At 65.4% G+C, this 18,206-nt stretch carries 18 protein-coding genes; 11 read left to right on the top strand and 7 right to left on the bottom strand.

Features of this window, described 5'->3' with window-relative positions; translation table 11 throughout:
* Positions 1-193 precede the first annotated feature (193 nt).
* The 5 genes from KY496_RS12210 to KY496_RS12190 all read left to right on the top strand — a co-directional run bounded on the left by KY496_RS12210 (position 194) and on the right by KY496_RS12190 (position 4,833).
* Positions 194-1,882, top strand: coding sequence for a CTP synthase (locus KY496_RS12210; protein WP_005662823.1), 1,689 nt, complete (start codon positions 194-196; stop codon positions 1,880-1,882).
* Entirely contained in the window at positions 1,879-2,733 is an 855-nt protein-coding gene (kdsA, locus tag KY496_RS12205; RefSeq protein WP_219864907.1) for a 3-deoxy-8-phosphooctulonate synthase, read from the top strand. The genes KY496_RS12210 and kdsA overlap by 4 nt, the downstream gene beginning before the upstream one ends.
* Positions 2,734-2,819: 86 nt before the next feature.
* Positions 2,820-4,106 (top strand): phosphopyruvate hydratase, encoded by a 1,287-nt coding sequence (gene eno / locus KY496_RS12200; RefSeq protein ID WP_005662820.1) that lies wholly within the window; start codon positions 2,820-2,822, stop codon positions 4,104-4,106.
* A 73-nt stretch (positions 4,107-4,179) separates the two neighbouring features.
* Entirely contained in the window at positions 4,180-4,539 is a 360-nt protein-coding gene (gene ftsB, locus KY496_RS12195; RefSeq protein WP_005662818.1) for a cell division protein FtsB, read from the top strand.
* Between the two features lie 9 nt (positions 4,540-4,548).
* On the top strand, positions 4,549-4,833 hold the full coding sequence (locus tag KY496_RS12190; RefSeq protein WP_005662816.1) for a hypothetical protein: 285 nt from the start codon (positions 4,549-4,551) through the stop codon (positions 4,831-4,833).
* Between the two features lie 60 nt (positions 4,834-4,893).
* Here the strand turns inward: KY496_RS12190 and KY496_RS12185 are convergent, their stop codons facing one another.
* A complete protein-coding gene (locus tag KY496_RS12185; protein WP_005662814.1) occupies positions 4,894-5,409 on the bottom strand; it encodes a Dps family protein in 516 nt (171 codons plus the stop codon).
* Positions 5,410-5,719: 310 nt separating this feature from the next.
* Between KY496_RS12185 and abiEi the strand changes: the two genes are divergently transcribed.
* Positions 5,720-6,259: a type IV toxin-antitoxin system AbiEi family antitoxin gene (abiEi, locus tag KY496_RS12180; RefSeq protein ID WP_005662812.1), complete on the top strand. Its 540-nt coding sequence runs from the start codon at positions 5,720-5,722 to the stop codon at positions 6,257-6,259.
* Entirely contained in the window at positions 6,252-7,166 is a 915-nt protein-coding gene (locus KY496_RS12175) for a nucleotidyl transferase AbiEii/AbiGii toxin family protein (RefSeq protein ID WP_219864906.1), read from the top strand. Before abiEi ends, KY496_RS12175 begins: the two co-directional genes overlap by 8 nt.
* 163 nt (positions 7,167-7,329) lie before the next feature.
* On the opposite strand, the gene hslO is transcribed toward KY496_RS12175, so the two are convergent.
* Together hslO and KY496_RS12165 are read right to left on the bottom strand one after the other, a co-directional pair.
* Positions 7,330-8,298: an Hsp33 family molecular chaperone HslO gene (gene hslO, locus KY496_RS12170; RefSeq protein WP_005662809.1), complete on the bottom strand. Its 969-nt coding sequence runs from the start codon at positions 8,296-8,298 to the stop codon at positions 7,330-7,332.
* A 3-nt stretch (positions 8,299-8,301) separates the two neighbouring features.
* Complete coding sequence (locus tag KY496_RS12165) at positions 8,302-8,826, bottom strand: gamma carbonic anhydrase family protein (protein ID WP_005662807.1); 525 nt, start codon at positions 8,824-8,826, stop codon at positions 8,302-8,304.
* A 140-nt stretch (positions 8,827-8,966) separates the two neighbouring features.
* Here KY496_RS12165 and KY496_RS12160 point away from each other — a divergent pair, with 140 nt between their 5' ends.
* Positions 8,967-9,848, top strand: a complete 882-nt coding sequence (locus tag KY496_RS12160) for an alpha/beta fold hydrolase (RefSeq protein WP_219864905.1) — start codon at positions 8,967-8,969, stop codon at positions 9,846-9,848.
* Here KY496_RS12160 and KY496_RS12155 read toward each other — a convergent pair.
* Genes KY496_RS12155 through KY496_RS12145 form a run of 3 tightly spaced genes read right to left on the bottom strand, consistent with a single transcriptional unit; the run spans position 9,841 to position 14,248 of the window.
* On the bottom strand, positions 9,841-12,273 hold the full coding sequence (locus KY496_RS12155) for an ABC transporter permease (RefSeq protein ID WP_219864904.1): 2,433 nt from the start codon (positions 12,271-12,273) through the stop codon (positions 9,841-9,843). The two genes, KY496_RS12160 and KY496_RS12155, sit on opposite strands and share 8 nt — an antisense overlap.
* The gene (locus tag KY496_RS12150) at positions 12,270-12,968 is read right to left on the bottom strand and encodes an ABC transporter ATP-binding protein (RefSeq protein WP_219864903.1); all 699 of its coding nucleotides are present in this window, start codon (positions 12,966-12,968) and stop codon (positions 12,270-12,272) included. The genes KY496_RS12155 and KY496_RS12150 overlap by 4 nt, the downstream gene beginning before the upstream one ends.
* Before the next feature lie 44 nt (positions 12,969-13,012).
* On the bottom strand, positions 13,013-14,248 hold the full coding sequence (locus KY496_RS12145; RefSeq protein WP_219864902.1) for an efflux RND transporter periplasmic adaptor subunit: 1,236 nt from the start codon (positions 14,246-14,248) through the stop codon (positions 13,013-13,015).
* Between the two features lie 418 nt (positions 14,249-14,666).
* Between KY496_RS12145 and KY496_RS12140 the strand changes: the two genes are divergently transcribed.
* Positions 14,667-15,362 (top strand): hypothetical protein, encoded by a 696-nt coding sequence (locus KY496_RS12140; protein ID WP_219864901.1) that lies wholly within the window; start codon positions 14,667-14,669, stop codon positions 15,360-15,362.
* Between the two features lie 4 nt (positions 15,363-15,366).
* Positions 15,367-15,912, top strand: a complete 546-nt coding sequence (locus tag KY496_RS12135) for a FlgO family outer membrane protein (RefSeq protein WP_229520503.1) — start codon at positions 15,367-15,369, stop codon at positions 15,910-15,912.
* 251 nt (positions 15,913-16,163) lie between these two features.
* Here KY496_RS12135 and KY496_RS12130 read toward each other — a convergent pair whose 3' ends face one another.
* Complete coding sequence (locus KY496_RS12130; protein ID WP_219864900.1) at positions 16,164-17,231, bottom strand: nitronate monooxygenase family protein; 1,068 nt, start codon at positions 17,229-17,231, stop codon at positions 16,164-16,166.
* An 80-nt stretch (positions 17,232-17,311) separates the two neighbouring features.
* Between KY496_RS12130 and KY496_RS12125 the strand changes: the two genes are divergently transcribed.
* Complete coding sequence (locus KY496_RS12125) at positions 17,312-18,172, top strand: LysR substrate-binding domain-containing protein (RefSeq protein WP_219864899.1); 861 nt, start codon at positions 17,312-17,314, stop codon at positions 18,170-18,172.
* Positions 18,173-18,206 lie beyond the last annotated feature (34 nt).

Below are 18,206 nucleotides of genomic sequence, written 5' to 3'. Positions count from 1 at the left end.
CGGTAAAATATTGTCTCGTCCGACCGGTTACAATTATTGCCCAACTGAAACGAAAATGCACTCGGAATAGTGGTTTTGTGAACGGTCCACGACACTGTTTTTTGGGAACTTGCCGTCTTGATATGAAGAAGTATTTGCAGGATTAAGGTATAATTTCTATTTCCCGCGCGTGCCATTCGGCACCATCAGCACAATGACCAAATTCGTATTCGTCACTGGCGGCGTCGTGTCTTCCCTGGGCAAAGGGATCGCGGCCGCCTCCCTCGCCGCGATCCTCGAGAGCCGCGGCCTCAAAGTCACCCTGCTCAAGCTCGATCCCTACATCAACGTCGACCCGGGCACCATGAGCCCGACCCAGCACGGCGAAGTGTTCGTCACCGATGATGGCGCCGAGACCGACCTCGACCTCGGCCACTACGAGCGCTTCATCAGCACGCGCATGAAGAAGGTGAACAACTTCACCACCGGCCAGATCTATGAATCGGTGATCCGCAAGGAGCGTCGCGGCGAATACCTCGGCAAGACCGTGCAGGTCATCCCGCACATCACCAACGAGATCCAGGATTACATCCGCCGCGGCGCCGAAGGCGTCGACGTCGCGCTGGTCGAGATCGGCGGGACCGTGGGCGACATCGAATCGCTGCCGTTCCTGGAAGCCGCGCGCCAGCTGTCGCTGCGCTCGGGCCGCAAGGGCGCCGCCTTCGTGCACCTGACCCTGGTGCCGTACATCGCATCGGCCGGCGAACTCAAGACCAAGCCGACCCAGCACAGCGTGCAGAAGCTGCGCGAGATCGGCATCTCGCCGAACGCGCTGCTGTGCCGCGCCGACCGCCGCATCCCGGACGACGAACGCGCCAAGATCTCGCTGTTCGCCAACGTCGAAGAGCAGGCCGTGATCTCGGTGTGGGACGTGGACACCATCTACAAGGTGCCGCAGGTGCTGTGCGACCAGGGCCTGGACGACATCATCCTCGAAGCCCTGGGCCTCGAAGCGCCGAAGGCCGACCTGTCGATGTGGACCAAGCTGATTCACACGCTGGAAAATCCGAAGCACGAGATCACCATCGGCATGGTCGGCAAGTACGTCGACCTGATCGAATCCTATAAGTCGCTGACCGAGGCGCTGCGCCACGCCGGCATCCACACCGAGAGCCGGGTCAATATCGAGTACCTCGATTCGGAAGAGATCGAAACCCGCGGCTGCGAACACCTGGCCAAGTACGACGCCATCCTGGTGCCGGGCGGCTTCGGCAAGCGCGGCGTGGAAGGCAAGATCATGGCCGCGCGCTACGCCCGCGAAAACAAGATTCCTTACCTCGGCATCTGCCTGGGCATGCAGGTCGCGCTGATCGAGTACGCCCGCAATATGGCCGGCCTGCCGAACGCGAACTCGACCGAGTTCGATCCGGAAACCGACCAGCCGGTCGTGGCCCTGATCACCGAGTGGCAGAACCACGACGGCAAGGTCGAGAAGCGCGACGTGAGTTCGGACCTGGGCGGCACCATGCGCCTGGGCGCCCAGACCTGCGCCGTCAATCCGGGCACGCTGGCGGCCGAGATCTACGGCAACGTCGTGACCGAGCGTCACCGCCACCGCTACGAAGGCAACAACTATTACCTGCCGAAGGTCGAAGCGGCCGGCCTGACCGTGTCGGCGCGCACCCCGAACGAAGACCTGTGCGAGATCATGGAACTCCCGCGTGACGTGCACCCGTGGTACATGGGCGTGCAGTTCCACCCCGAGTTCAAGTCGACGCCGCGCAATGGCCATCCGCTGTTCACCTCGTTCATCCGGGCGGCGCTGGCGCACCAGGCTTCCAACACCAATACCGCGGCAGGCGCGGCCAATGCGGCGCCCGCACTGCAAGGAGATGCAGCATGAAACTCGCTGGATTCGACGTCGGCCTCGAGCACCCGATCTTCCTGATCGCCGGCACCTGCGTGATCGAATCGCGCCAGATGGCGATGGACACCGCCGGCACGCTGAAAGAGATCACCTCGGCGCTGGGCATCCCGTTCATCTATAAATCGTCGTTCGACAAGGCCAACCGCTCGTCGGGCAAGTCGTTCCGCGGCCCTGGCCGCGAAAAGGGCCTGGAAATCCTGGCCGCCGTGCGCCAGGAGATCGGCGTGCCGGTCCTGACCGACGTGCACGACGAAGAGATGATCCCTGAAGTCGCCAGCGTCGTCGACGTGCTGCAGACCCCGGCCTTCCTGTGCCGCCAGACCGACTTCATCAACGCCTGCGCGCGTTCGGGCAAGCCGGTCAACATCAAGAAGGGCCAGTTCCTGGCCCCTGGCGACATGAAGAACGTGATCGACAAGGCGCGCGCCGCCGCCCGCGAAGCCGGCCTGCCGGAAGATAACTTCATGGCCTGCGAACGCGGCGCCTCGTTCGGCTACAACAACCTGGTGTCGGACATGCGCGGTCTGGCCATCATGCGCGAATCGAACTGCCCGGTGGTGTTCGATGCGACCCACTCGGTGCAGCTGCCGGGCGGCCAGGGCACTTCGTCCGGCGGCCAGCGCGAGCACGTCCCGGTCCTGTCGCGCGCCGCCGTGGCGGCGGGCATCGCCGGCCTGTTCATGGAGACGCACCCTGATCCGGCCAATGCGATGTCGGATGGCCCGAACGCCGTGCCGCTGGGGCATATGAAGGAACTCCTGACCACGCTCGTCGAGATCGACCGCATCGTCAAGAAGACCGGTTTCATGGAAACCAAGTTCAAGTAATCGCAACTTCGGCGCGCCGCGCAGGTCCAGCAGACTGCACGCGCGCGCCCGTCACCCATTTCTACCCTTTCTGGAGACTGAGAAACATGAGTGCTATCGTTGATATTATCGGCCGCGAAGTCATTGATTCGCGCGGTAACCCGACCGTCGAATGCGACGTGCTGCTGGAATCGGGCGTGATGGGCCGCGCCGCGGTGCCGTCGGGCGCCTCGACCGGTTCGCGCGAAGCGATCGAACTGCGTGACGGCGATCCGAAGCGTTACTTCGGCAAGGGCGTGCTGCAGGCCTGCGAGAATATCAACACCGAGATCTCCGAAGCGATCATGGGCCTGGACGCCAATGAGCAAGCCTTCCTGGACCGCACCCTGATCGATCTCGACGGCACCGAAAACAAGAGCCGCCTGGGCGCCAACGCCATGCTGGCCGTGTCGATGGCCGTCGCCAAGGCCGCCGCCGAAGAAGCCGGCCTGCCGCTGTACCGCTACTTCGGCGGTTCGGGCGCGATGCAGATGCCGGTGCCGATGATGAACGTCATCAACGGCGGCGCGCACGCCGACAACAACCTGGACATCCAGGAATTCATGATCATCCCGGTCGGCGCTCCTTCGTTCAAGGAAGCGATCCGCTACGGCGCCGAGGTGTTCCACACCCTGAAAAAGATCCTGCACTCGAAGGGCCTGAACACTGCCGTCGGCGACGAAGGCGGCTTCGCTCCGTCGGTCGCGAACCATGAAGAAGCCATCAAGCTGATCATGCAGGCGATCGAGCAGGCCGGCTACGTGGCCGGCCAGGACATCGCCCTGGGCCTGGACTGCGCCGCCAGCGAATTCTTCAAGGACGGCAAGTACGTGCTGGAAGGCGAAGGCGGCCTGGCGCTGTCGGCAGCCGACTTCACCAATATGCTGGCGACCTGGTGCGACAAGTACCCGATCATCTCGATCGAGGACGCGATGGCCGAAGGCGACTGGGAAGGCTGGGCAACGCTGACCGCGGCGCTGGGCAAGAAAGTGCAGCTGGTGGGCGACGACCTGTTCGTTACCAACACCAAGATCCTGAAAGAGGGCATCCAGAAGGGCATCGCCAACTCGATCCTCATCAAGATCAATCAGATCGGCACCCTGACCGAGACCTTCGCCGCCATCGAGATGGCCAAGCGCGCCGGCTATACCGCCGTGATCTCGCACCGTTCGGGCGAAACCGAAGACTCGACCATCGCCGACATCGCGGTTGGCACCAACGCCCTGCAGATCAAGACCGGCTCGCTGTCGCGTTCGGACCGCATGGCCAAGTACAACCAGCTGCTGCGCATCGAGGAAGACCTGGGCGACATCGCCAGCTATCCTGGCCGCGACGCGTTCTACAACCTGAAGTAATCCACCTGGCCGGCGGGCGGGGAGGGCGCTTGCGCTTCCTGTTCTCCGGCCAGATCGCATCCTTTTTGCCGCCATGCGCCTGATCACGATCGCCCTCGCCGCACTGCTCGTGCTGATCCAGTACCCACTCTGGCTCGGCAAGGGCGGCTGGCTGTCCGTGGCCGACATGCGGGGCCAGGTCGATGCCACGCGGCTCAAGACCGAACAGCTCACCGCGCGCAACGCCAAGCTGGCCTCGGAGGTCGAAGACCTGCGCGAAGGCCTGGGGGCGGTGGAAGAGCGCGCGCGCTACGACCTGGGCATGATCAAGCAGGGCGAGATCTTCGTGCAAGTGCTGCGCAAGAACGAGCAGCCGGTCGAGTCGATGACCGTGCCGCCTCCGCCGCCACCGGCAAAGGATGGCGCCAAGCATGGCGCGACCCCGACCAACTAGTCAATCCCCATGAGTGAACAGCATTCCCCGTTTGATTCCGCCGGCCTCGATTCGCTCGATGCGATCGCGGATTGCCTGGCAGATGCCTTCGAAGATGGCGACGGCGCCGTCGTCGGCGCGGCGTTGAAGGCGGTGTCGCAGGCGCCGGGATTGGGCGCGCTGGCCGCCGCGGTCGGCGTGCCGCGCGAGCAGCTGGGCGCTGCCTTGGCGTCGGGCGAGTTCGACCTCGATCTCACGCTCGAGATCATGAAGGTGGTCGACTTGCATATGAGTGGTGGGCGCAGCGGCGATTGAGCCGCTTGCACGTCCGGTTCAACGCTGGTTGCGGCCCCTGCGGACCGCAACCTCACATCATCAGTTCTTCGAATCCGACGACGCTTCACCCTGGGTATGGCCCGCGCCCTGCTCCAGGAAGGCGCGCAGCATCCACGCATTCTTCTCGTGCACTTCCATGCGATTGGCCAGCATGCCGGCGGTCGGCTGGTCGTCGGCGGCATCGGCGATGCGGAAGGCCGCACGCGCGGTGCGCGCCACCGCTTCCTGGCCCGCGACCAGCTGGCGGATCATTTCTTGCGCGCCCGGCACGTCCGCTTCTTCCTTGATGGTCGACAGCTCGGCGTAGCGCTTGTAGGTGCCCGGTGCGAAGTGGCCCAGGGCGCGGATGCGCTCGGCGATGTCGTCCAGCGCGTTCCACAGCTCGGTGTACTGTTCCTGGAACATCACGTGCAGGGTCTGGAACATCGGGCCGGTCACGTTCCAGTGGAAGTTGTGGGTCTTCAGGTACAGCATGTAGCTGTCGGCCAGGACGTGCGACAGCGAGTCGACGATTTTTGCGCGGTCTTCGGTGCTGATGCCAATATCGATGTTCATGTGCTTCCTCCGTAAGTCAGTGATGTCTAGATGGTGTCGCTGTTCGAAAATGCAACAGTGTCAAAGATGCATCAGCTTACCACTTCGGCGAAAAAGTCGTAGGACATCAGGCGGAGTAAGCCTGCTCCAGCAAACCATCACTAGTCGGATACAAGGAGAGGGACCATGATAAGTCGTCTGCTACCCTAATATTTATTAGGGTATTATGATACCTAACGCTGCCCGCTACTTGCTTGGCTGGCTTCTTGGCTACCTACTTATTGGCAACCTGGCTGCCTCCACTACGATCCGTTGGCAGGAAAATCGAGCGATGAACAAGATTGACGCCATCAAGACACTTTCTGTGCTGGACCAGCGGGGCGTGTACGTCTTTTCCAAGAGCGACCTTGCCAAGGCATTTCCGAGCGAAAAAGAAAAGGCCCTTGAAAAGTCCTTGCAACGACTGGTATCCGATGGAATCCTCGAGCGGGTCGCGAAGGGCGTCTATATCAATCCCATGGCCAGATCCATGAAGGGGCGGGTCATCGAGGACATCGCGTCTGTCTTGAGGCGCGGTCATTTTTCGTATGTGAGCAGGGAGTCGATGCTGTCCGAGTACGGTGTTATCTCTCAAGTTCCCGTGAGCCGGATCACCCTCATGACGACAGGTGCAAACGGCGTATATGAGACCCCGTACGGCGTCATCGAATTCACGCATACCAAGCGCCCGCCAGCGGAACTCGTCAAACGCACGACGTCGATGAAAGGGCGCCCGCTGCGTATCGCTACGAGGCGGGCGGCTGTTGCCGACCTCATGCGCTCCGGGCGAAACACCAATATGATCGACGCAAGAGAGCTTTCCGATGCCTGAAAACTTCAATGATCTGGTCGACCTGGCAATGCAGCAGCCAGGCCGCACGGCCATGCGTCCCGTCGTCGAGAAAGAGATTCTTCACTACGATATCTTTTATTCGCTCGACCGGGCCGGTTTGCTCAATGACCTGGTCTTCCAGGGCGGGACATCCTTGCGGCTCTGCCGCGGATCGAACCGGTTCAGCGAAGATCTCGACTTCGCGGGAGGCCGGGACTTTACGTCGCAAAAAATGCAGGCAATCAAAGCCTGTATCGAAAAGCATCTGGGCGGAAGATATGGACTCTTGGTCGAGGTTAAGGAACCCAAGGAAATGGCTGCCCTGCCAGACTACGAGAACGTACGTGTCGACAAATGGCAGGTCAGTGTCGAGACGTCTCCCGAGCGGCGTGACCTTCCACGCCAGCGTATCAAGTTGGAGATCGCGAACGTTCCCGCCTATACGCGTGAGCTGGTGCCATTACGGCAGAACTATGACTTCCTGTTGGGTTACGGTCAGCTGCTGGTCAATGCCGAATCGATCGATGAAGTATTGGCTGACAAAGTGGTGGCCTTCCCGGCCTCGGTCAAGAATATTCGCTACCGGGACATCTGGGACATTGCCTGGCTCGTCCAGCAGGGAGCGGCACTGGAGCCCTCGCTCGTCGAGCGCAAGGTCGCCGACTACCATATCGATGGCTACGTGGGACTACTGGATGACGCGATCGCCAGGCTTCCCGGGCTGGTCGATGGCAAGCCTTTCGTCGAGCAAATGATCAGATTTATCGATGCGGACACGATCGCACGGACGCTGGGCGACTCCAGGTTTTCGGTCTATCTCAAGAGTACGGTCAGCCAGGTGCTTAGCGCCATGGCGGCCCATCTTCATGGAGAGCAGGGTGCGCTCGCCCACGGTTTCAGGATGTAGCCGATAGTGCGTCCCAGCTCGATGCACTTGCCATGCGCCCCCCTGGACAGGCGTAATGTTCGGCGGCACCACGGCGTGGACTGATCGCTGTCGACATCGTCGAGCGAGGGCGCCGCGGTGCGCTGACCGGACCGGTGCGCCGGCGTTCCCGGCGCAAGCGATCTCAGTGCGTGCTGCCGCTCGGCGGCATCATGGTCTGCACCGGGCTGTCGCTGGCGAACAGCTGGGCGCAATCGACCTTGTCGAAGGCGTAGTGCTTACCGCAGAAATCGCAGTTGATGCCCAGTTCGCCCAGCTCGGCCAGCGCCGATTCGACTTCTTCCTGGCCCAGCATCTTGAGCATGTTGCCGACCTTTTCACGGTTGCAGCTGCAGTGGAATTGCGGGTGCAGCGGGTCGAACACGCGGATGGTCTCTTCCCAGAACAGGCGGTGCAGCAGGGTCGAGATGTCGGTCGACAGCAGCTCTTCGCGCTTGACGGTCTGGCCCAGCATGGCGGCGCGGTTCCAGGTTTCCAGGTCTTCGGCCTCGGTGGCCTGCTTGGTCTGGTCTTCCTTGCCGCTGTGGCGCGGCAGCTTTTGCAGCAGCAGGCCGCGCGCGACCTGGTCGTCGGCCGCCAGCCACAGGCGCGTGTCCATCTGTTCCGAACGCAGCATGTAGTTCTCGATCACGGTCGCCATGTCGTCGCCGTCGAGCGGCACCACGCCCTGGTAGGGCTGCTGGCCCGGGACCTTGTCGGCCGGGTCGAGCGTGATCACGAAGCGGCCCTTGCCGTTCACATTGAACAGCTGGCCCAGGGTGGCGTCGTCGGCGATCTCGACGTCGGGCGCCAGCTTGGCCGTGGCGCGCATGCGCAGGTCGGCGTCGCACTCGACCACCAGCAGGCGCACCGGACCGTCGCCATGGATCTGCATCACGATCGCGCCGTTGAACTTGAGGTTGGCCGACAGCAGGGCGCCGGCCGCCACCATCTCGCCCAGCACCGAACGCACCGCCTTCGGGTAAGCATGACGGGCCTGGATCTCGCGCCAGGTGTCCGAAATCTCGACCAGCTCGCCGCGCACGGCCGCATTGTCGAAGATGAATTTTTGCAGGGTGTCCCTGTTGGTGGTGCCAGTATCCGTAGTCGTCATTCTTTATCCGATTTTCTTGAGCTGCGCCTTGAACAGCTGGCCGCGCGCCACATAGCTCGCGGCGGTGCCTTCCAGGCGCAGCAGGTCTTCTTGTGTCAGTGTCCGCACCACCTTCGCGGGCGAACCCAGGATCAGCGAGTGGTCGGGAAATTCCTTGCCTTCCGTGACCAGGGCGCCGGCGCCGACCAGGCAACCCTTGCCGATCCGCGCGCCGTTGAGCACCACGGCCTGGATCCCGATCAGCGATCCGTCGCCCACCGTGCAGCCGTGCAACATGGCCTGGTGGCCGATCGTCACGTTCCTGCCGATGTCGAGCGGGTAGCCCGGATCGGTGTGCATCACGGTGCCTTCCTGAACATTGCTGTTCTCGCCGATCGTGATGCGCTCGTTGTCGCCGCGCAGCGTGGTGCCAAACCACACCGACGCATTCGCGGCAAGCGTGACCTTGCCCACCAGGGTGGCCGTGTCGGCGACAAAGGCCGACGGATCGATCTCGGGCGCATGCTCGCCCAGCTGGTAAATCGCCATGGATGTGCTCGCGGAGGTGGAAATGCCGCTATTTTACCGCCACCGTCCTGTCCCGAAGTCCGGCAGATGGGGCCGCGGCGCGCGAATTCAACTGCCGGCCCGTATAATCATCCGAACGACCGTACTAATTTAGGAACAGCATGAAACCTTCCCGTTCTGAATTCCTGACCGTTCGCGGCCTGCGCATGCACGTACGCCACTGGGGCACGCCCGGCGCGCCCAAGCTGTTCATGCTGCACGGCTGGATGGACGTGTCGGCCTCGTTCCAGTTCATGGTCGATTGCCTGCAGGGGAACTGGCACGTGATCGCGCCCGACTGGCGCGGCTTCGGCCAGAGCGCGCGTTCGGGCTTCGATACCTACTGGTTCCCCGACTACGTGGCCGACCTCGACGTCCTGCTCGACCACTACGCCCCGGACGAGGCGGTGAACCTGCTCGGCCACAGCATGGGCGGCAATATCGCCGGCATCTATGCCGGCGTGCGGCCGCAGCGCATCGCGAAGCTGGTCAACCTGGAGGGCTTCGGCCTGCCGACCACGCACCCGAAGCAGTATCCGGGCCGCGTGGCCAAGTGGCTGGACGAGTTGCGCGATCCTCCCGAGATGCGCGGCTATGCCAGCCTGGAGGAAGTGGCGGCGCGCCTGCGCAAGACCAATCCGCGCCTGGCGCCCGAGCGCGCGGCCTTCCTGGCCGCCCACTGGGCCGAGCAGGACCGCGACGGCCTGTGGAAGATCCTGGGCGATCCGGCGCATAAAATGAGTTCGCCGCTGCTGTACCACGTCGACGAGATCATGGCTTGCTGGAGCGCGATCACGGCGCCGGTGCTGTGGGTCGAGGCCGAGGACACCGATATGTGGCGCTGGATGGGCGCCAAGGAGCAGGCGCGCGCCGAGGTCGACCGCAGGATGGCCTACCTGAAGGACGTGACGCCGCGCATGGTGCCGCAGGCTGGCCATATGCTGCATCATGACCAGCCGGAACTGCTGGCAAGCATGGTCGAGGAATTCCTGGCCGTCACCTGAGCACCTTGCCTGGCCGCATCGTCAGCGCACTCCAGGTGTGGCGCAGCGTGGCCAGCAAGGTCACCAGCGCCACCCCGGCCAGCGCCAGCCAGGGCATCGAATACATGCGCGGCGCATGCTCGACGAAGCCGGCCCGGTAATGGCCGAGCGCGAGGAAGGCCAGTGGCAGGCCGAGCACGGCGGCCACCCCGACCAGGCTGCCCAGTTCGCGTCCAAGCAGCATGGCGATCTGGGCGCGGCCGGCGCCGTAGAGCTTGCGCAGCACGATTTCGCGCGCGCGCCGCTGCACGATCGAGGCCGACAGCGCGACCATGCCGAAGGCCGTGATCGCCAGCGCGATCAGGGTGGCCAGCGCCAGCAGCCGGGCCAGGCGGCGGTCGTCGGCATAATTGGCGGCCAGTACGTCGGCCGCACGCTCAGTGTGCATGATGGCATGCGGGAAGTAACGGTTCCATAGCGCCGCCACGGCGCGCTCGGCGTCGGGCATCGACGCGGTGCTGCGCACGCTGAGCACGGCGGCCCAGTCGGTATTGAGCACATACAGCGTGGCGCGCGGCTCGTCGTGCAGCGAGCGGAAGCGCAGTTCGGGGGCGATGCCGAGCACGCGATAAGGAATCATCTTGCCGTCGTCCCCCGGGTGTAGCAAGGTCTGGCCCACTGCGGCCTGGGGAGTGGCGAAGCCGAGCTGGCGCGCGGCGATGGCATTGATCACGACCGGCCCGACCGCGTTTTCCTGGTCCAGGCGCGGATCGAACAGGCGGCCTGCCACCGGTTTCAGGTCATACACCTCGAAGAAATTGGTGTCGACCATCTTCGTTTCTGCCGAGACGCTGGCGCCGCCGTCGCGCTTGATGTCCTGGATCAGGCCGTTGCCGGAGCGTCCGACCACGTGCTCGGACAGCACCATGCCGTGCACGCCGGGCTGCTGGCCGAGCGCCGTCATGAAGCCGCGCACGGCCTCGTTCTTCTTGCCGCGCTCGGGTAAGTCCACGATCAGCAGCGGTGACGCGTCGAAGCCGGGCGAGGCATTGATCGCGAAGCGGGTTTGCAGCGCGATGCCCATGGCCAGGCTGGCCAGGCCGACGGCGGTGGCGATCTGCAGCACGGTCAGCGCCTTTGCCAGGTGCGCACCGGCGCGCGATTCGGTATTGGCGCGTCCGGCCAGGGCCTGGGCGGGGCGCACACGCAGCGCCGTCCAGGTTGGCTGCAGGCCAGCGACCACGCCCAGCATGATGCCGATCAGGAGCGCCGCCGCCACGTTGGCGGGCGCGAACAGCCCATCCAGCTTGCGGTTGACCAGTTCGGCGAACAGGGGCAGGGCGAACCAGGCCAGCAGCAGGCCCAGCAAGGTCGCCAGCAGCGACACCAGCAGCGACTCGGCCATGAATTGCAGCACGATCCGGCGCACGCTCGCGCCCAGCACCTTGCGCATGCCGATTTCGCGCTGGCGCCGCAGGACGCGCACCGTGGCGAGGTTCACGTAATTGATGGCGCCGATGACCAGGATCAGCAGCGCCACCACGGCCAGTCCGGTCACCGTGGCGCGGTCGCCCCGATCGCCGGGCGGCGAGACGGGATTGCGCGCCACGTCACGGTCGAAATACGCTTCGCGCAGCGGTGATAGCGCCAGGTCCATCACCTTGCGTTCGCCCAGGCGCGCGCGCACGTCCGGCGGCACGCCCTGGACCGCGGGCGCGGTGTCGAGCGCGCGCTGGAGCGCCGCCGCCACTTGCGGCACCGCATCCGGGTTTTCGATGCGGAGCAGGAGGCGGCCCCAGGCGCCATGCTCGCCGGTCTGGAGCTCGGTGCGCATGCCCGGGTCGTTCAAGACGGAGCCCACGCCGTACAGGGCCTCGAAGGGAATGGTGGTATTGGCCGGAGGGTCGGGCACGATCGCCGCCACGCGCAGCACCTTGTCGCCGACCTGGACGGTCCGGTCGAGCGCACGCGCGGCGCCGAACAGGCGCCGGGCGGTCGATGCCGTCAGCGCCAGGCCTTCGGGCCGGGTCAGGGCCGCGTCCAGGTCGCCCTCGAGCGCGCGCAGTCCCAGCACCTGGGCGAAATGGGGCAGCACCAGCAGGCTCGGCATCTTGTGCAGGGTGGCGCCCACTTTGACGGTCGGCGGGTCCGGGCGGAAGAATGCGGTGGCGTCGTCCACCCCCGGGGTCTCGCGTGCGATCGTGCGCAGCAGCAGCGGGGCCTGGTCGAACCAGGGCGCCACGGGGTCGACGTTGAAGCGCTGCTTGACGACGTAGACCTGTTCGACCTGCGGCACGTGGGCGTCGTAGCGCCAGGAGTACTGGACAAAGCCGAGCAGCAGCAGGCAGGCCGCGAAGCCGACGGAAAGGCCCAGGATGGCAATGGCGCTGTAGCCCGGCTCGCGCACCAGGTGGCGCAGCCCGATCCGGAAATCGTCCAGCTTCATGGCGCCACCTCCGCCAGGACGGCATCAGCGGAAGCGGCTTCGATCCGGCCGTCGAGCAGGCGCACGATGCGTCCGGCCTGGGCCGCGTGCTCGAGCGAGTGGGTGACCATGACCACGGTGGTGCCTTCGTCGTTGATCTGACGAAGCAGGCGCATGACTTCATCGCCGTGCCCGGTATCGAGGTTGCCGGTGGGTTCGTCGGCCAGCAACAGGGCAGGGCGCGCCACCAGCGCACGCGCGATGGCCACGCGCTGCTGCTGGCCACCCGAGAGCTGGGATGGGCGGTGCCGGGCCCGATGGCCGACGCCGAGTTTTTCCAGGATCGCCGCGACGCGCTCGCGCCGCTCCGGCCGCGACACCCCGGTGTAAGCGAGTGCCAGCTCGACGTTCTCCGCCACCGTCAATTCTTCGAGCAGGTTGAAGTCCTGGAAAATGAAGCCGATGCGCCCGCGCCGCAAGGCGTTGAGCGCCATCTCGCTGTGGCCCGCGACGTCCTGGCCATCGAACCAGTACTGGCCGCTGTCACAGGTTTCGAACAGGCCCAGCACCGACAGCAAGGTCGATTTTCCGCACCCGGACGGGCCGGTGATGGCCACGTATTCGCCGGCCTGGATGTCGAGCGAAATATGGTCCAGGGCGGTCGTTCTGACCTCGCCGCCGATGAATGACTTGCTGAGGTTGACAAGCTTGAGCATGTGTTCTCCTGTTGGACGATGCGGACGCGCCGCGTGGGGCAAGACTAGTCGACCAATCGCAGGCGTTCGGCCTTGCCGAACGCGGCGACACTCGACACGATGACCCGCTCGCCGGCAGCGATGCCGTCGAGCAGTTCGATCTGGCTATTGCTGCGTCGGCCGACCCGGATCGGTCGCCGCACGGCGCTGCGGCCATCGCCCGCCACCACATAAGCATAGGCGCCGCCGCTGTCGTTGACGAAGGCGCTATTGGGCAACAGCAGGCCCTTGCTGGCCGCGCCGAGGGTGATGCGGGTATCGGCGCTCTGGCCTGGACGCAGCGAACCGGGCTGCGCCCTGGCAAAGACCAGCTCCACGACGAAGCGGCCATCCTTGATCTGCGGGAATATGCGGCTGACTTCGACCAGATAGCTGCGCCCGTCGACTTCGACGCTGCCCCGGTGGCCGATGGCCACGCGCGTCAGGTAGAACTCGTCGACCTGGGCCGTGAGCTTGAAGCGCGCCGGGTCGTCGATGCGGCCGATGCGCTGGTCGGGCCGCACGGTTTCGCCCACCTGCAGGCGGAAGTCGGTCAGGCGGCCGGCCACCGGCGCACGCACGGCGAGCGCATTGACCGTGTTGCCGACCAGGGCCAGGCCGGTTTCCAGGCCCGCGATCGCCTTTTGCATCTGGCGCACCACATCCTGCTTGATGGCCAGGTCGGTGCGCGCCGCGCTGTTGGCCTCGGCCAGCAGGTGGCGCTGCTGGGCCAGGCGGTCGGACGCTTCTTCGGCCTGGGCCGGCGACAGGAAGCCTTTGGCAGCCAGTTCGGCGGCGCGCTGGTGGTGCTTGCCCGCCTGCGCCGTTTCATAACTGAGTTCGGAGATGCGGCGCTGGTGGTCGGCGCGGCTCGTTTCGAGCGCGACCCGCATGCTTGCGAGGTTGGAAATCTGCTGGGCGTGCTCGGATTGGCGGGCCAGCAAGTCGAGGTGGCGCTGCGGGTTCGACAGGCGAAACAGCAGTTCGCCTTTGGTCACGACGAGGCCGTCGCGCGCGATCACTTCCTCGACCCGGCCCGATTCGGTCGAGTCGAGCATCACCGAGGTCAGCGCTACGGCCTGGGCCCGCACCACCAGCTCGTCGCGAAACGCGCCGAGTTCGGCGGTGGCGATGTGCACGTCGGCGCGCGCCACCTGGAGTCCGCGCGGCCAGGCGAGGTAACCGGCGGCGGCGGCGCCGGCCAGCACGGCGGCGGCAAGGGCGCGCCAGGGAAGGCGCCGGACGGTGATGGGAGCATCCATGGCCGCTCCCGTTGCCGGGCCGGTGCGGACAGGGTCAAGGTCCGCCTGGTTCCTATCCTGCCCGCTGCATTTGTCCGGCTGGCTCACCCTGGATTCCCCTTGCCCTGATGTGTGTTATTAGCTTAGCACGGTAATTCTGTTGGTTAGCACTGAAAACTACCCGATTGTAGAAATAAAAGCTCTTTAAAGATGAATTTATGCATGCCACATGTTTAACGTATTTCTTGCCCCATCGTAGATGTTCAAGATGTCGCATGCGATCTGGGATGCGCCGGCAGAATGGTCACGACATGCGCCGTTGCCGTTGTAATCACACCTCATCCTAGAGGGATAAATTGCCGGTGGGAAACTGCTGTGATACAGTCGCCCCCGAGCGTGCGCCAAGTCCGGTCGCACCACAGACCACACAGGATTCACGATGGCTTACCGAGGCGCCTGCGCACTCGCCGCCGGCCTGCTGCTCGCAGGCTGCGCCATGCCCTACAGCCCGGCCCCCGTGGCCAGCAATTTCCCCAGCACCCACCAGCTCAAGGTGCAGGCCGCGGCCCATTGGGGCGTGATCGCGCGCCATATGGCCACCGAACTGGGTCCGACCCTGAAGACGGCGCCGAGCCGCTCCCTGTACGTGCAGCCGCTGCAAGCGTCGACCTTCGGCGAGGGCGTGAAGACGCATCTGATCACGGCCCTGGTCAACGATGGCTTCGTGGTCGTCAAGAATCCCGTGCCGGGCGCCCTCAAGATCGAGCTCGACACGCAGGTGGTCGCCTTCTCGGCCGACCGTCCGCAGTACCGCTACGCCGGCCTGCCGACCGCGCTGGCCAGCGGCGCCTGGGTCCTGACCAGCATCCAGCACAGCCCCGAGTGGCTCGTCACGGCCGGCATCTACGGCTACGACGCCCATCGCTGGTTCACCGCCCAGTTCGCGCCGGGCGATACGCCGAAGACCGAAATGATCGTGACCGTCTCGGTGGCGGACGAGCAGCGCTATTACGCGCGCAATACCTCGGTCTACTACACCAACGATGAAGACCTGTCGCTGTACGACGCCGCACTGGCGGCGAAACTGGCCGCACCGGTGCAGCCATCGAAGACCTTTGCCGTCAAGGACCATTGAGCTGATGATGCGCACATTGACACTATCGGCGGCCGCGCTGGGCCTGGCCCTGCTGCTGGGCGGCTGCGCGCTGGTCGAGCAGCCCAACTACACCTCGGTGAGCGCCAACGATTTCGTCGCCGCCAACTATCGCGCGGCCGACGCGTTGCAGGCCCAGCTGGCCGGCAAGCTGGGCGGCGACCAGCCCCTGATCATGGCCACCCTCGTCAATATCGACGCGCTCGAGCGCAGCTCGATGCTGGGCCGCGTGGTGTCGGAGCAGATCGCCACCCGCCTGGCCCAGGGCGGCCTGCCGGTGCTGGAAATGAAGCTGCGCAACAGCGTCTACCTGAAGCGCAACCAGGGCGAGCTGATGCTCACCCGCGAGCTGGGCGAAGTGGCCGGCACGCACAATGCGCAGGCGGTGGTCGTGGGTTCGTATGCCGAGACGCGCGACACCATCTTCATCAACGTCAAGGTGATCCAGCCGACCACGAATCTGGTGCTGGCGGGGCATGACTACGTGCTGGCGAAGCAGGGGACGATCCGTTCCATGCTGGTGCCGGACTAAACAAGACGACCCGTCGTACGATCTCCGGCAACTGGTTGCGCATCCAGCGCAGCGCGGCTTCTTCCAGCGGCTCGGGCGCCAGCGCCAGCGCAGCCATCCTCTCCAGCACATCCGCCTCGATCCCGTAGACGGCGCCCGCGTTCCCGATCGCGGACACGAAGCGCTGCGCCACCGGGCCGACCGGCCCGCCTTGCGCGCGATAGCGCTGCAACTCGCCCATCAGATACACAGCGAGGGCGGGCTGGTCCGCATCAGGCCGGGTTGCCGGCGGCATGCAGTTCGCGCACCAGCGTCTCCACCAGTTCCGCCGCCGGCATGGCCCGCGCGAGCGGCGCGCCTTGCCCGGCCCAGTGCGCCGCATATTCGTGGTTGCCCGCCTTTGCCGCCGCGGCGTGCAGCTGCTTGGCCGCGTCATAGGCGACCGGGTAGGCGGCCGGGACGCCGGACGCGCCGTGGGCGCTCAAGCGGTTGACGATGCCGCGCGCCGGCCGTCCCGAGATCGCCGCGGTGAGGACGGTGGTGGCGGCGCGCGCGCTCTGCAGGTTGGCGCGGTAGGCGTCGTTCGCCGCCGATTCCGGGCTCAGGATGAAGGCGGTGCCGAGCTGGGCGCCGGCCGCGCCCAGGTCCAGCGCCGCCCTGATGCCGGCGCCATCCATGATGCCGCCGGCTGCGATCACCGGCAGCGTTGTCCGCTTGACCAGCAGGCGCACCAGCACCGCCATGCTCAGCCGTTCGTCGGTCGCCTCCGGATCGAACATGCCGCGGTGGCCGCCGGCTTCGATGCCTTGCGCCACGATCGCGTCCACTCCCGCCCGTTCGATGCGCAGCGCCTCAATCAGGTTGGTCGCGGTGGCCATGGTGCGGATGCCGGCCGCGCGCAACGCCGCCAGGCGCTCGCCCGAAGGCAGGCCGAAGTGGAAGCTGACGACTTCCGGGCGCAGCGCGAGCAGCATCCGGAAGCTCTCTTCGTCATCGTTGAAAGTGCGATAGATTTCCTCGAGCGACGCTGGCAGGGCCGCGCCGGCTTCATCGAACAATGGCGCCAGGTGGGCCAGCCAGGCGGCTTCGACGCCGGCATCGCGCCGCGCCGGAGCATGGCAGAACACGTTGACATTGATCGGCTTGCCGGTCAGCGCCCGCGTCTCCTCGATCATCGCGCGCGCTTGGGCAGCCGTGCTCGCGCCGATTCCCAGTGAACCCAGTGCGCCCGCATTCGACACCGCCGCCGCCAGCCGCGGCGTCGACGTGCCTGCCATTGGCGCCTGGATGATCGGATGCTGGATGGACAGCTGGCTGAAGAATGGGTGGAACGACTGCATGGCTGGCTCCTTTGGCGCTTGACTTGTATTCTAAAATCGAGAATGAAGTGATGGTATCATTCTGTTTTGAGAAAAGATATATGGAAACTGAATCTTTAAGGATTTTTTGCGCCGTGGCTGCGGAACTCAGTGTGACGCAGGCCGCCGCGCGGCTCGGGCGAGCGCCGTCGAACGTGACGACACGCATCCAGCAACTGGAGGCCGACCTCGGCGCCGAGCTGCTGGTACGCGTGGGTAAGCGTATCTCCTTGTCGACCGCGGGCGAACAGTTTCTTGCCTATGCCGAGAGGCTGTTGGCGCTGGAAGACGAGGCGCGCCAGGTCGTGTCGGATGGCGCGTCGGGCGGCGTCCTGCGGATCGGCAGCATGGAAAGCACGGCGGCCAGCCGCCTCCCGGCTGTGCTCGCTGCCTTCCACGTCGACCATCCGGCGACGCAGCTGGTCTTGCGCACCGGCCCCTCGCGCGAGATCGTCGAGCAGGTGAGGGCCGGTGCGCTGGATTGCGCCTTCGCCGCTTTCCCGGACGATGGCGCAGACCTTGCCGAGATGGGTTTGCGGTCGATGCCGGTGTGGGCCGAGGAATTGTCATTGCTGCTGCCGCCCGGCGAGGCGGACGTCGACGACGCCCGGCAGGTAAGGGCGCGCTCGCTGGCCGCCTTCCCGCAGGGGTGCACTTATCGGAGCCTGGCGCAAGAGCGGCTGGGCATCGCCGGCGCCACCGCCTGGCGGGTGCAGGAAATGAACTCGTATCACGCGATGATCGCCTGCGTGGCCGCCGGCGCCTGCGTGACGGTGCTGCCGGCCAGCGTGCTGGCGCTGAGCGGGGCGCCGGCCGCGCTCAAGACCGTGCCGCTGGGGCGCCTCGACACCTGCCTGGTCTGGCGCGACGGCTTCGCGACGCCGGCATTCCGTGCGTTCGCCGAGCGGCTGCGCGCGGCGTGAGGCGCCGGTGAAGTGCGGGCAAATGCGCGTACAA

Source organism: Massilia sp. NP310, from assembly GCF_019443485.1.
Classification (GTDB): Bacteria; Pseudomonadota; Gammaproteobacteria; order Burkholderiales; family Burkholderiaceae_D; genus Telluria; species Telluria timonae.
Note: the sequence above shows the minus strand (reverse complement) of the source record. Positions and strands in the feature narration are given on the sequence as shown.

What these genes read in the sequence shown, in the direction of transcription:
- KY496_RS12210 (WP_005662823.1), top strand. Translation starts at nt 194, where the DNA reads ATGACCAAATTCGTATTCGTCACTGGCGGCGTCGTGTCTTCCCTGGGC.
- kdsA (WP_219864907.1), top strand. Translation starts at nt 1,879, where the DNA reads ATGAAACTCGCTGGATTCGACGTCGGCCTCGAGCACCCGATCTTCCTG.
- eno (WP_005662820.1), top strand. Translation starts at nt 2,820, where the DNA reads ATGAGTGCTATCGTTGATATTATCGGCCGCGAAGTCATTGATTCGCGC.
- ftsB (WP_005662818.1), top strand. Translation starts at nt 4,180, where the DNA reads ATGCGCCTGATCACGATCGCCCTCGCCGCACTGCTCGTGCTGATCCAG.
- KY496_RS12190 (WP_005662816.1), top strand. Translation starts at nt 4,549, where the DNA reads ATGAGTGAACAGCATTCCCCGTTTGATTCCGCCGGCCTCGATTCGCTC.
- KY496_RS12185 (WP_005662814.1), bottom strand. Translation starts at nt 5,409, where the DNA reads ATGAACATCGATATTGGCATCAGCACCGAAGACCGCGCAAAAATCGTC.
- abiEi (WP_005662812.1), top strand. Translation starts at nt 5,720, where the DNA reads ATGAACAAGATTGACGCCATCAAGACACTTTCTGTGCTGGACCAGCGG.
- KY496_RS12175 (WP_219864906.1), top strand. Translation starts at nt 6,252, where the DNA reads ATGCCTGAAAACTTCAATGATCTGGTCGACCTGGCAATGCAGCAGCCA.
- hslO (WP_005662809.1), bottom strand. Translation starts at nt 8,298, where the DNA reads ATGACGACTACGGATACTGGCACCACCAACAGGGACACCCTGCAAAAA.
- KY496_RS12165 (WP_005662807.1), bottom strand. Translation starts at nt 8,826, where the DNA reads ATGGCGATTTACCAGCTGGGCGAGCATGCGCCCGAGATCGATCCGTCG.
- KY496_RS12160 (WP_219864905.1), top strand. Translation starts at nt 8,967, where the DNA reads ATGAAACCTTCCCGTTCTGAATTCCTGACCGTTCGCGGCCTGCGCATG.
- KY496_RS12155 (WP_219864904.1), bottom strand. Translation starts at nt 12,273, where the DNA reads ATGAAGCTGGACGATTTCCGGATCGGGCTGCGCCACCTGGTGCGCGAG.
- KY496_RS12150 (WP_219864903.1), bottom strand. Translation starts at nt 12,968, where the DNA reads ATGCTCAAGCTTGTCAACCTCAGCAAGTCATTCATCGGCGGCGAGGTC.
- KY496_RS12145 (WP_219864902.1), bottom strand. Translation starts at nt 14,248, where the DNA reads ATGGATGCTCCCATCACCGTCCGGCGCCTTCCCTGGCGCGCCCTTGCC.
- KY496_RS12140 (WP_219864901.1), top strand. Translation starts at nt 14,667, where the DNA reads ATGGCTTACCGAGGCGCCTGCGCACTCGCCGCCGGCCTGCTGCTCGCA.
- KY496_RS12135 (WP_229520503.1), top strand. Translation starts at nt 15,367, where the DNA reads ATGATGCGCACATTGACACTATCGGCGGCCGCGCTGGGCCTGGCCCTG.
- KY496_RS12130 (WP_219864900.1), bottom strand. Translation starts at nt 17,231, where the DNA reads ATGCAGTCGTTCCACCCATTCTTCAGCCAGCTGTCCATCCAGCATCCG.
- KY496_RS12125 (WP_219864899.1), top strand. Translation starts at nt 17,312, where the DNA reads ATGGAAACTGAATCTTTAAGGATTTTTTGCGCCGTGGCTGCGGAACTC.